Source organism: Enhygromyxa salina (genome assembly GCF_002994635.1).
GTDB classification, from domain to species: Bacteria; Myxococcota_A; Polyangia; order Nannocystales; family Nannocystaceae; genus Plesiocystis; species Plesiocystis salina_B.
This window is the reverse complement of sequence record NZ_PVNL01000040.1, coordinates 34,902-47,321: the sequence shown is the minus strand read 5'-3', so window position 1 is coordinate 47,321 and position 12,420 is coordinate 34,902. Positions and strand designations below refer to the sequence as shown.

Annotated in this window: 11 protein-coding genes; 6 read left to right on the top strand and 5 right to left on the bottom strand. The window is 66.3% G+C overall.

Going from position 1 to position 12,420, the window contains the following annotated elements; genetic code table 11:
• The coding region (locus ENSA7_RS08570) for a biotin/lipoyl-containing protein (protein ID WP_342352817.1) at nt 1-151 on the bottom strand (151 nt) is incomplete at its 3' end.
• Nucleotides 152-190: 39 nt separating this feature from the next.
• Nucleotides 191-2,956, bottom strand: coding sequence for a 2-oxoglutarate dehydrogenase E1 component (locus tag ENSA7_RS08565; RefSeq protein WP_106088730.1), 2,766 nt, complete (start codon nt 2,954-2,956; stop codon nt 191-193).
• Between the two features lie 89 nt (nt 2,957-3,045).
• Between ENSA7_RS08565 and ENSA7_RS08560 the strand changes: the two genes are divergently transcribed.
• The 6 genes from ENSA7_RS08560 (at nt 3,046) to ENSA7_RS08535 (ending at nt 9,119) form a co-directional block, all read left to right on the top strand.
• Nucleotides 3,046-4,284, top strand: coding sequence for a pyridoxal phosphate-dependent aminotransferase (locus tag ENSA7_RS08560; RefSeq protein ID WP_106088729.1), 1,239 nt, complete (start codon nt 3,046-3,048; stop codon nt 4,282-4,284).
• Between the two features lie 51 nt (nt 4,285-4,335).
• Nucleotides 4,336-5,424: a hypothetical protein gene (locus tag ENSA7_RS08555; RefSeq protein WP_106088728.1), complete on the top strand. Its 1,089-nt coding sequence runs from the start codon at nt 4,336-4,338 to the stop codon at nt 5,422-5,424.
• A gap of 7 nt (nt 5,425-5,431) precedes the next feature.
• On the top strand, nt 5,432-6,505 hold the full coding sequence (locus tag ENSA7_RS08550; protein ID WP_106088727.1) for a hypothetical protein: 1,074 nt from the start codon (nt 5,432-5,434) through the stop codon (nt 6,503-6,505).
• 118 nt (nt 6,506-6,623) lie between these two features.
• The gene (locus ENSA7_RS08545; RefSeq protein WP_106088726.1) at nt 6,624-7,301 is read left to right on the top strand and encodes a hypothetical protein; all 678 of its coding nucleotides are present in this window, start codon (nt 6,624-6,626) and stop codon (nt 7,299-7,301) included.
• Between the two features lie 85 nt (nt 7,302-7,386).
• Nucleotides 7,387-8,067, top strand: coding sequence for a hypothetical protein (locus tag ENSA7_RS08540; RefSeq protein ID WP_146157474.1), 681 nt, complete (start codon nt 7,387-7,389; stop codon nt 8,065-8,067).
• A 131-nt stretch (nt 8,068-8,198) separates the two neighbouring features.
• On the top strand, nt 8,199-9,119 hold the full coding sequence (locus ENSA7_RS08535; RefSeq protein WP_106088724.1) for a hypothetical protein: 921 nt from the start codon (nt 8,199-8,201) through the stop codon (nt 9,117-9,119).
• Between the two features lie 40 nt (nt 9,120-9,159).
• Here ENSA7_RS08535 and ENSA7_RS43385 read toward each other — a convergent pair whose 3' ends face one another.
• From ENSA7_RS43385 to ENSA7_RS08520, 3 genes are all read right to left on the bottom strand, one after another.
• Nucleotides 9,160-9,678: a hypothetical protein gene (locus tag ENSA7_RS43385; protein WP_181233477.1), complete on the bottom strand. Its 519-nt coding sequence runs from the start codon at nt 9,676-9,678 to the stop codon at nt 9,160-9,162.
• Between the two features lie 246 nt (nt 9,679-9,924).
• Complete coding sequence (locus tag ENSA7_RS08525) at nt 9,925-10,932, bottom strand: lysyl oxidase family protein (RefSeq protein ID WP_146157473.1); 1,008 nt, start codon at nt 10,930-10,932, stop codon at nt 9,925-9,927.
• Entirely contained in the window at nt 10,929-12,314 is a 1,386-nt protein-coding gene (locus ENSA7_RS08520; protein WP_181233475.1) for a tetratricopeptide repeat protein, read from the bottom strand. The genes ENSA7_RS08525 and ENSA7_RS08520 overlap by 4 nt, the downstream gene beginning before the upstream one ends.
• Between the last annotated feature and the right edge of the window lie 106 nt (nt 12,315-12,420).

Here is a 12,420-nt window from a genome sequence, read left to right as displayed (position 1 = left end):
CGGGAGCGGGCACCTCGACGGTGATCTTGTCGGTCTCGAGCTCGACGATCGGCTCGTCGGCGCTCACGCTGTCGCCGGGCTTCTTCAGCCACTTGGCGACGATCGCTTCGGTGATGGACTCTCCGAGGGCAGGGACTTGGATGGTTGCCATGATGATGATCTCGTGGGGTTGGGGGATGCCTGGGCAAGCTCAGGCGAAGGCGTCACGCAGCAGGCGCGCGAGCTCGACCTTGTGGGCTTCAGACGAGCCGGTCGCTGGTGAGGCGCTCTCGACCCGACCGACGTACTCGATGACGAAGCGCTGACCAACCAGCGCCTGCAGGCGGGGCTGCATGAACGACCACGAGCCCATGTTCTTGGGCTCTTCTTGGACCCACCGCACCTGCTTGGCGTTGGGGTAGCGCGCCAGCGCGGCGCTGATCGCCTGGCCGGTGCGGGTGAAGGGGTACAGCTGCTCGACGCGCACCAGCGCGACATCGTGGCGGGCCTGATCGTCGCGGGTCTGGTCGAGGTCGTAGTAGACCTTGCCGGCCGACAACAGCACGAGCTCGACCTTGGCCGGGTCCGGCTTGGTGTCGTCGATGACGCGGTGGAACTCGCCGTCGGTGAACTCGCTCAGCGGGGAGAACGAGGGCCGGAACCGCAGCAGACTCTTGGGCGACATCATGATCAGCGGCTTGCGCCACTTGCGAATGACCTGACGCCGGAGCGCGTGAAACAGCTGCGCGGGCGTGGTCAGGTAGCAGACCTGCATGTTGTCTTCGGCGCACAGCTGCAAGAAGCGCTCGAGCCTGGCGCTGGAGTGCTCGGGACCCTGGCCCTCGTAGCCGTGGGGCAGCATCAAGGTCAGGCCCGACAGCCGGTTCCACTTGTCCTCCGAGGACGACAAGAACTGATCGATGATCACCTGGGCGCTGTTGGCGAAGTCGCCGAACTGGGCCTCCCAGATGATCAGACCCTCCGGGGTGATCAGCGAGTAGCCAAACTCGAAGCCGAGCACCGAGAACTCGCTCAGCGGGCTGTTGTAGATCGAGAACCGGCCCTTGTGCTCGCCGAGGTGCTGCAGCGGACACCACTTGGCGTTGGTCTCGGTGTCGGTGAACACCGCGTGGCGGTGACTGAAGGTGCCGCGCTGCGAGTCCTGGCCGGAGATCCGCACGGGCGTGCCCTCGGCCAGCAGCGACGCGTAGGCCGTGAGCTCGGCGGTCGCCCAGTTGAAGGGCCGCTCGCCGTCCGTCATCTTGCGCGACTCTTTTGAGAAGCGGGCGATCTTGGAGTGGACCGAGAAGCCCTCGGGCAGCGCGCCCAGCTTCTCGCCGTAGGCGCGGATCAACGCGGCGGAGACCCGGGTGTCGACGTCGGGGATGTTGACCTCCTCGCCGCCGCTGTACTCCTTCCACTTGCCGTGCATCGGCGCGAGCGCCTGCTTGGGATCGCTGGCCTTGGCTTGATCGAGCGCGGCCTCGAACTCGGCCTCGAACTGCTTGCTCATGCGCTCGCAGTCGGCCTCGCTCACGGTCCCCCGCTCGATCAGGCGGCGCTCGTACTGATCCCGAACCGAGGGATGGTTCTTGATGATCTCGTACATGCGCGGCTGCGTGAACGTGGGGTCGTCGCCCTCGTTGTGGCCGAACTGGCGGTAGCACACCACGTCGATCACGACGTCACGATGAAAGCGCGCGCGCCAGTCGACGGCCATGCGCGCGACGTGAGCGGCGGCCTCGGGGTCGTCACCGTTGATGTGGAACACCGGGACCCCGAGCACCTCGGCGACGTCGGTCGCGTACAGGCCCGAGCGAGACTCGCGGGGATCGGTGGTGAAGCCGATCTGATTGTTGATGACCACGCGGATCACCCCGCCCGCGTCGTAGCCCTCGAGCGCGGACATGTTGAGGGTCTCGGCGACCACGCCCTGGCCGGCGAAGGCCGCGTCACCGTGCAGCGTGACCGCGAGGCTGGCCGTGCGCCCGAGGTTGGGCTGCGCGTCTTGCCGGGCGCGGACCCGGCCCTGAATCACGGGCGTGATCGCCTCGAGGTGACTGGGGTTGAACGCCAGCGCCAGGTAGATCTCTTTGCCGCTCGCGGTCGTGTGGTAGCGGTGGTAGCCAAGGTGATACTTGACGTCGCCGGAGCCCATGTAGCTCTCGGCGTCGGTGTTCGAGAACTCCGAGAACACGTCCTTGGGCGCCTTGCCGAGCACGTTCATCAGCACGTTGAGGCGCCCGCGGTGGGCCATGCCGAAGATCACCTCGCCGACCTCGTGATCGGCCGCGCCCTCGATCAGGCAGTCGAGCAGCCCGATGATGCTCTCGGCCCCGGAGATCGAGAACCGCTTCGCGCCCAGGAATTTGCTGTGCAAGAAGTGATCGACGGTGTCGACGTTGATCAGGCTGTGCAGCAAGCGAAGCTGCTCCTCGCGCGCGGGCACGACCTCGTTGAGGCAGCCCTCCATGCGGGCCTGCAACCACGCGCGCTGAGTCGGATCCGCGAGCTGCCAGTACTCGACGCCGACGTGGCGACAGTAGGTGTTCTGCAGTCGCTCGATGATCTCGCGCAGCGTCGCCTGGCCGGGCGTCAGGCCGTTGGAGTGGAACAGGCGATCGTAGTGGGCCTCGGTCAGCCCGTAGTGGGCGGGGTCGAGCTCGCTGACGTCGGCTCGGCGGGGGCGTGAGAGCGGATCGATGTCGGCGCCGCGGTGGCCGTGCAGCCGGTGAGCCTCGATCAAATTGTCGACCTGGCTCTGCAGCGCGATCTGCTGGGCGTCGCCGGCCAGCGCGGGAGCGGATCGGAACGCCGCCGAGGCGCGCACGCTGGTGTTCACCGCGGGAGGTGGCTCACCCTCGAACAAGATCCGCAGCCACTGCGGATCCACGCTGGTCGGATCCTGCTCGTAGGCGTCGTAGAGCGCCTCGAAGAAGGCCAGGTTATGGATGCTGAGCGCGGCGTCGGCGGTCATGCGTGCGCGGAGTGTACAGCTTGTCGTGCGGCCCTCCCACACCCAACGGCACTCAGTTACGCGAATCCAGACCGTGTTAGTGTGCCCCAGTGACGCAACCAGAGCGCGATGTCCTCTCGACCCGCATCGCCGACTGCATTCTCGGCCAGCATGAGTCCTGGACCCGCCGCATGTTCGAGCTTGGCCGCCAGCTGCGGGCCGACGGCGGCGGTCCCGTCTGGGATCTATCCCTCGGTAACCCGAGCCTCGAGCCGCCCGAGCTGTGGGCCCAGGCGATCGTCGAGACCCTGCGCGACGAGCCCGCGGGCATGCACCGCTACATGACCAACAGCGGGTTCCTGGAGGTCCGCGAGTTCATCGCGCAGCGTGAGGGCGCGCGCTACGGGATCACCGGGCTCGAGGCCCACGACGTGACCATGACCGTGGGTGCGGCCGGGGCGATCAACGTGCTGCTCAAGTCGATCGTCGACGACGGCGACCGCGTGCTGGTCCCCGCCCCGTTCTTCTCCGAGTACGAGCACTACTGCGCGAACCACGGAGCCACGCTGGTCCCGGTTCCAACCGCGCCCGGCTTCGAGCTCGACCTCGACGCGATCGAGGCGGCGATCACACGAGATCCCGCCAGCGCGCGCATTCTGCTGCTCAACTCGCCCAACAACCCGACCGGAACCATCTACAGCGCCGCCTCGCTCGACCAGCTCGCCGCGCGGCTCACCAAGCTCGCGCTCCCCCGCCCGCTGTGGGTGATCGAGGACTCGCCGTACCGAGATCTGGTCCACGACGAGCGCGCGGCGACCGTGCCCTCCATGCTCGGGCGCTGGCCCAACACCGTGCTGGTCACCAGCCACAGCAAAGATCTCGGCCTGGCTGGCGAGCGCATCGGCTACCTGATCATCAGCCCCGAGGCGCGCGGTCGTGAGCTCCTGCACCGCGCTGTCACGTTCTGCAACCGGACCCTGGGCTTCGTCAACGCGCCCGCGCTGATGCAGCGGGTCCTGCCCAAGGTCCTCGGCCAGCCCGGCGGGCGCGTCGAGGTCCAGGTCTACGCCGCCAACTGCCACAAGATGGCCGCCGGGCTGCGCGAGCTCGGGTTCGAGCTGCCCGCCCCACAGGCCGGGTTCTTCCTGTTTCCGCGCCTGCCCCCCTCGCTGCGCGAGTCGCTGGGCGAGGCCGCCGATGTCACGCTGACCCACCAGCTTCGCGAGCAGCGGGCGCTGGTCGTGCCTGGCGTGGCGTTTGGTGTCCCCGGGCACCTGCGGCTGGCGATGTGCGTCGATCCGCCCGTCGTGGACGGCGCGCTAGACGCATTCCGCGCCGTATGCGCTTAATCACCGAGGCGGGAAGACTCGCACGCTGACACGTGGCACCCTCGCCTCGCCATGAGCGCCGGTAGCAAGAGCCTCTCAGATGTCTTGGCCCGTGACGTCGCGTACAGCGGCGAAGGAATCTCGGTCCGCTCTCTCGAAGACAACATCCAAGAAGAGCGCAACGTCCAGGACACGAAGGTCTCGGAGCTCAAGGTCCTGCGCGATCGCAACGTCGTGATCCAGACGGCGATGGCCGACGAGCTCAAGAAGCTCCGCAAGTTCAGCGACTACATCGACGGCACCGCGACCAAGGGCGGGTTCTGGGCCGGCTTCAAAGAGGTCGTCTCGTACATCCCGGGGTTCAAGTCGATCGCGATCTCGAAGCGCTCGATCGAGGAGCTGCTCAAGCAGCAGTACCAGGTCTCAGCCAAGCGCGTGAAAGAAGCCGCGGGCTACTGCGACGTGCTCAAGCAGTCCGAGCAGGAGCTCTACACCGAGATCAACCGGATCAACGGCAAGATCGTCGAGTCCGCCGAGAACGAGAAGCGCGCGCTCGACTACGTGCTGGATCTGCGGACCATGCAAGAGGAGCTCGAGGCCGAGCTGCAGACGATCGAGGCCGGCAGCGTCGAGGCGCGCAAGATCGAGACCGACCAGGACCGGATCCGCGCACTCCTGGCCGAGCACTCGACCAACGTCCAACTCTACGGCGCGGCCGAGAACCGCTACGCCAGCCTCAAAGAGAACACCCGCAAGCTGGCCGAGACCATCCGCAACCTCGCGCAGGACATCCAGCAGTACACCACGGCCGCCAGCATCAAGCTCGACATGGCCTCGGCGCAGATCCAGGCGATCGGTCGGGCCGCCGACGCCTCGGTCGTGATGCTCGAGATGAAAAAGTCGCTCGATGTCATGACCGAGTCGATGAACGTGACCACGCAGTTCGTCAGCGACACGCAGATCTTCTTCCGCCAGAACCTCGACAAGCTGGTCGAAGAGCTCGAGACCTTCGACGAGGGCACCTCGGCGCTGCTCGACGAGAACCTCAAGAAGTCGAAAGAGATCGAAGAGGCGCGGATCCAGTCGGCGATCGACAAGGCCATGAAGAGCCGTGAGAAGCAGGCCGAGGGCGGTGGCGCCAGCGCGCCCGCCGAGGGCTGATCCGGTCATGAACGAGCTCGTCACGCTGCACACTCAGGCGTTGCGGGGCGCGGTCGTCCCCGCCTACCTCGACAAGCTCATCGCGGCGCTGCGAGCTGCGCGGCTCAACAACACCTACCCGGATCGCCGTCGGGTCCAGGGCAGCCTCGAGACCATGAAGTTGGCGATGGAGGCCGGGCTCTACGAGCAGGTCTACGTCGACGCGCGCGCCGGGCTGCCGAACATGGCCAGCTTCACCCGCGTGCTCACCGATCATGAGCTCGCGGGCGGGTCGCTGGCGCGCATGAGCGAGACGGCGCACTACGAACAAAAGCGCGACGAGGCCGAGGTCTACGCGCGGCTGCTCGACAAGCGCCGCTACTTCGAGGCGATCCAGGGCCAGCCTCACGCGCCGCTCGACGAGCATCGCGTCCAGCTGCGCCGCCACGACCCGGCCACGGGGACCGCCGAGTTTCGCCTGGATCTGACCAAACTCGACGCCACCGGGCTCTACGTACGGATCACGATCGAGCTCACCCAGGTCGCCTCGGCGTGGCGGCGCAAGGTCATCGATCTCGACGCCGACGGTGAGAGCGCCGCCGCCAACGAGGCCTTCCACGCGACCGTGTACCGCAACGCCAGCTACGACGCCGAGCACCTGTTCATCCACATGCACGACATCGAGGGCGTGAGCGTGGATCGGGTCCAGCGCGGCGTGATCGGGCCCGTGTTGTTCCGCCTGCCGCACGAGCAGGGCCCCGTGGTGCCCGCGGAGCCGGACCAGGGCAACCCGCGCCTGGGTCACGCGTGGCGGCGCTGGCTCGAGTCGGCGAGCAGCGACGAGCCCGAGCTGCTGATGTGCTTTCAGAGTGACATCGCCGCCCGTGACGTGCGTGAAGAGAAGAGCAACGACCCAATCGAGGATCTGCTCTCGAGCAGCATCCAAGCCAGCGAGCGGGCCCGCTATCAGCACACCCGCGAGCGGTTTCCGTTCAAGGTGTTCAAGGACCGCAAGTTCGTCGTCACCCGCGGAACCGAGGGTCTGGTCCGCGCGGTCTGCCAAGCGGCCGGGACCAAGAACTTGATCTATCGATTGCGGTAGGCCGCGCCGCGCGACGGCCTACATGCAATGTCTGCATGGGCCGCATTGTGCGTACGCAATCAGTCGCGAGGCAATTATTGCCACGTGACAAGTGGAATTGATCGGCAACGCTCGAAGCATGCGTCGCGTCAACACATTTCATCGGTTGTGCCCAATCGTCGTGCCCGCGCTGGTGGCAGCGCTGTATATGGGCGTCCACCAGTCCGAAGCAGAGGCCGCGCCGCCGCCTGGTGCGGGCTTCAACGACGGTGGAGGCTACGTCACGATCACGCCTGGTGCGCTGGTGCTCACCGGTCAGAACGACTTCACCGAGGTCAACCCAAGCTACGGATGGGGCCTCGGTGGCGGCTACATGTTCGCGCCGGGAGCCCTGTTCAAGGGCACGATCGGGGTCGGGTTCGAGCACAACGTGCTCATGCTCGACGGCTACCGCTTCAACGAATTCGGCGCCCACGCCCTGCGTGTCATGCCCGAGCTGCGGCTCGGCCTCGGCGGCAACACGATCTGGGCCTATGGCTTGGTCGGCGCGGGATTCGCGGCCACGATGTGGTCGTGGGATACGGACATCGGCTTCATCGACCGTCCGCGCGGACGCGACTCCGCGAGCGGCCTCGCCGTGCAGGCCGGCGTCGGCATGCAAGGGTTTGTCTACAGGAACTTCTTCCTTGGCGCAGAGGTCGACTTCGACGCCGGGTTTTTCTACGAGAAAGACAATGACACCTGGGGTAACAACGACGACGACACGTTCTCGCTGTACCAGGTCGGAATCGAGTTCACGCTCGGCTGGAAGTTCTGAGGCATTTGAGTAGGCCTGCTTGCAAAAACGGCACGCACCCGCGTGCCAGGTGACAAGGCGCGCGGTGTCGGTGAAGATCGGGTCGATGCATCGCGCCCGTTGGACCCGCAGGCTCGCTCCGATCCTCACGCCCATCCTCGCCGCTGCTGTCTACGCTGGGCTTCCGCAGGCCCAAGCCAAGGCCGCGAAGCCCCAGCGCGGTGGCGGCTTCGACGAGGGCGGCTACATCATGCTCACGCCCGGGTCGTTCGTGCTCCCGTTCTCGCACCGCGACTACCTGGACCTCGACCCCAGCTTTGGCTGGGGGTTTGGCGGCGGCTACATGTTCGCGCGCGGCAAGCTGTTCAAGGCCACGGTCGGCGGCGTGCTCGAGCACACCGTACTGGTGTTCGACGACTACGACTTCAACGACTTTGGCACCCACGTGGTCCGCTTCATGCCCGAGGCCCGGATCGGCCTGGGCACCAACAAGGTCTGGGGCTACGGCATGTTTGGGGCGGGGTTTGCGGGCGCGTTCTGGACCTGGGACTTCGACGTGCCCTTCTTCGACGACCGCCGCGGCGGCGACTCGGCGCTGGGCGCCAACGTGCAGGTGGGCGGTGGCGTGCAGGGGATCGTGTACAAGAACCTGTTCTTGGGCGGCGAGATCGACGTCGACCTGGGGTTGTTCTTCGACGACGACAACCGGGACTGGCGAGATAACAATGACGATGACTTCTCGATCTATACAGTCGCGTTCGAGTTCATGATCGGTTGGTATTTCTGATCTGAGATCAGCCGCGGAGGTGGCCCGCTGCCGGGCCACCGTCCCGCTGGCGGGCCACCTTCTATCCTCGCCTCGCCCGACATCATTGACGAATCGCCGTGGCACGTCGCTTGCCTTGGTGGTGCGTCACGATGCCAAGCACACTGCACCAGGGAGTGGTCTCGCTGTTCGCCGATGACCCCAAGCTCGCGTTTGATCTGCTGCAGTCGGTGTTCGATATCGAGCTGCCGCCGCTCACGAAATACACCGATCGCAGGGGGGAGCTCGATCGCTATCTGCCTCTCGACGGCGATACGGGGGAGATCCGCTTGGATCTCGCGCTGTCCGCCGAACTCCAACGACCAGAACATCGCCGGGCTGGGATCGCGGTGATCGTCGAGGTCCAAAAGCGGATCAGCTCGGTCAAGCGCTGGCGCCTGTGGGTCTACTGGGCGCTTCTCGCCGAGCGCCTCAAGCGTAACACCGCAGTTCTCGTGGTCCCGCTGTCCAAGTCCGTGGCGCGCTGGTCGCGAGGACTCGGAAAGCTGGAGATCCCGATCCGTGAAGGTTTGCTGGTTCTCGACCACGAGAACATGCCGCGCATCACCGATCTCGAGCTGGCCCGTCTGCGCCCAGCGCTGGTCGTGCTGTCGGCGGTGATCCACGCGATCAACGGCGATTACGAGATCGCACAGATCGCCTGGGATGTGGCTTTGGAGCTCGCGGACGAACGCCGATGGCGCTACGCTGCGATCATCCTGAGCGCCGTACCCAAGCACGAACGCGAGCGCATGATCGGAGACCTGAAGATGGAAGAACGCCACGAACTCACCGAACTCGAACTCAACAGCATCGCCTATCACGACGGGCGAGATGACGGCAAGCTCGAGGGCAAGCTCGAGGGCAAGCTCGAGGTCCTCGTCGAGCTCGTGTTCACGATGCTCGAGCTCCGCGAGCTCCCCGTCGATGCAGCGTCCAGCGCCAAGATCCGGGCGTGCAGCGACCCGGACCTACTTCAGCGCTGGGTCACCCGGGCCTCGCAAGCAAGCGAGACCGCGAGCATCTTTGGCTGAGCTGGGCGCGGCGGCCAGATCGGGTCTCCGATCAGAATCACTAGTTATGACATTCCATCCACTGGTCGCCCTTGTCCTCGATGGGCACGCAGCTGTAGCCGTTGGGACACTCGCAGCTGTCGGTGCAGAGGATCTGGCATGACTCGGTGAACACGAACCCGTTGAAGCCTTTGCAGGTATAGCCAGGTCCACACATGTTGAAGCTGCAGTCGTTCCCGATTTCGGAGGGGTCATCGGTGAACGGCATGCACTCGTCCCCATCACCATCCCCATCCCCATCCCCATCACCATCACCATCACCATCACCATCACCATCACCATCACCATCCCCATCACCATCCCCGGGGTCACCGTCACCGTCCCCAGGATCCCCGTCACCGTCACCGGGGTCACCGTCACCGGGGTCACCGTCACCGGGGTCACCGTCACCGGGGTCGCCGTCCCCATCACCAGAGGTCGTCGACTCGGTCGAGGTCTCGCCCGTGGGCACGTCATCGCCACAGCCAAGCGAGATCAAGGTCAGCACGAAGGGCAAGGTAAGTGAGGATCGGCTCCGCATTGGTAGACCCTACCTTTCTCCAACAGAAAAATGTGGGATGCCGGTAGGGCCCCCGTTCAAACCGTGCGTGCGATTTTCCCGCACACGGCTTACCAGTGGCCTCTCCGAGACGGGACTCGAACCCGCTGGAGCGGTGCAGCGTGAACGACAAACTCGCCTGGCTTTCGCCAGCCGCGCTCCCCGTTCGTCAGGACGCACCATCGCGTCAGTCTAGCTGATCACGTCCGCGTCGACAGGGCACCTCGTTCATTCGCACATCGCGTTGTCGTTTGGCGCGATCGAGCTGCAATCGGCCTCGTCCTGTGCGCAGGACCCAACTTGGTTGCACACCTCACACGCGGCGGCGGTCGGGTTGGGGCAGTCCGGATCAAAGGCCCCGCAGCCACAGTCACACACGTCGTTGGCGCCATACGTCGGCAGCGGACAGCTCCAGTCATCGGGCGGTCCGGGCGGCCCGCTGTCCACGTCGGTCAGCGAGATCGGGATCAGCAGCGTGTTGTCGCCATGGTCGCTCTCTTGGATCACCGCGTCGGGGTTGACGGTGATCTCGAGCTGGTACTCGCCGGCCGCGAGCCCCGTGATGTCGACCCATTGACAGTCGATCTGGCTGACGTAGGCGTCGGCCCAGCCCACGCTGATGCCCTGGGTCCCGTCGTGCAGTGGGTACTTGCCGGGCTCGGCGTCTGCCTGCCATGGGGCGAGATCCATCAGCGAGAACGACATCTTGTGGCCGCTGGCGACGATCTTCCCCCGCTCGTCGAGCAGCCGGTACGCGGCGTAGTTCAAGAAGTGCCAGTGCTCGTGGCACTCGTCCCACGTGAAGCGCTCGGGCTCCAAGGTGGGGCTGCCCCCGACGAAGTCGGCCACCCCAACGTTGGGCGTGTAGGTCGAGAACCGCAGCAGTCGACGCGCGCCGGGCTGATCGATGCAGCCCTCCACGATCGCGCAGTCGTCAGGCGCGAACTGTTGGGTGGTCGTCCACACCGAGTCCTCGACCAGATCCCGGGTCATGAGCACGTCGATGTTGGGCAGCGGACCTCCAGGATCGCCGTCGCCGTCGCCGTCGCCTGGATCACCGTCGCCTGGATCACCGTCGCCCGGCGCCGTGGTCCCGGTCGTGTCCGCGGCGGTCCCGAGCTCACCCCCTGGCGACTCGCGGTCGGTGCAAGCCAAGCCAGCGGCGCTCGAGCCCACGAGCACGACGGTCGCGGCAAATCGCCGTCGACCCGCCCGATCCATGCGTCGACCACTCAAGGCGCGACCGGCAGCCCGAGCAGCTTCGTGAGCGGGTAGCGCCCAGCCGCCAGCACCCACCCAGGAACGACGACGTTCGGGCCCGTGCGGTCGTACCCACCTTCGACCTTCGTCCACGTGATCGACAGCCCGCCCTCGTCGAACTCGAACGACGCGACCAGACCCTGGCTGGTCGGCACCCCGTCGTGGTCGATGCCCGCGAACTCGCCGTCCGCGTCCTCGTCCTCGAACTCGATCTCGCGTGAGTAGCGGTACTCCTCGACCAACGCCCGCGTGCAGTAAGCCCCGAGCTCATCACGGGCACACACGACGGTCGCGGCGTAGTTCTCGAATTCTATCTCGTTGAGGCCCATGTCGCGATCCATGCGGTCCTTGCGGACGTGCATGACCAGCTGGCTCCCCTTGGCCAGCAACGGCTCGATCGTCGACTCGCCGATCACCACCTCTTCGAACACGCCAAACGCCCCCGGGTTGTACTCGTAGAGCACCTCGACAAACGCGGTCCAGCCCGCGTCCGTCTGCACGACCGGGAACCACGCCGCTTGCGAGGGCATGCCTTCGCTGTGCAGGCTGAGCAGCCCCCAGCTCTGGTCGGCACCCGGGGCGGCGAGCAGCTGGGGCTCACAGGTGCATGACTCGCCCTCCTCCATCGTGTAGTCCTCGCAGCGGGTCGCGACGAGCAGCTTGCAGGCCGCGCTGAGGTCAGCGAGCTTGATGCCAAGGGTCTCGAGCGGGCGGTACATGTCCTCCGCGATGATCGGCGCGGCTGGCTGCGCGGTCGTGCTCGCGGCCACCAGCGCGTCGAGCCGCGCCTGCACGGTCGCGTTGCCAGGTCGGGCCGCGAGCGAGTCGCGGTAGTGCGTGATCGCAGCCGGAGCGTTGTTGCGGTCCTCTTCGACCCGGCCAAGGTTGTAGAGCAGCATGCCCCGCTGCTTGTCCTCCCGCACGAACTTGAGCGCGCCCACGGTGGTGCGATGGGCCAGCTCGAGATCGCCCGACCTGTACGCTGCCCACCCCAGCTCGCCGAGCACCGCCACGTCGCTGGCGTCGATCGCCAGCGCCTCGCGGTACTTGGCCATCGCCGGACCGTACTGCTCTTGCTTGGTCAGCTTGCGGCCCTCGTTGAGCAGCGCGAGCAGCTCGCGGCGAAGCTCGAGGGCCTCGTCGGGCTTGGGCTTGGCGGGCTCGGACTTGGGCTTCGCCTCGGGCGTGGACGCGGGCTCGGGCGTGGACGCGGGCTCGGGCTTGGCGTCGGCGCCGGACTTGGCGTCGGCGCCGGGCGTGGCCTCGCGTGTCGCAACCTTTTCGTCTGTCGTGGCTTCGCCGTCGCCGGGCTTGCACGCGAACAGCAGGATCAGTCCCATTGGCCAGAGGCGTCGCATCGGAGGAGCTTAGAGCAAGCCGAGATCGGCGGCGAGTGTGGCGGCGCGGCTGCGTGGATGTGACCAGTGCACCCATCGCCCCGCGCGATCGACGATCAGCGAGTTT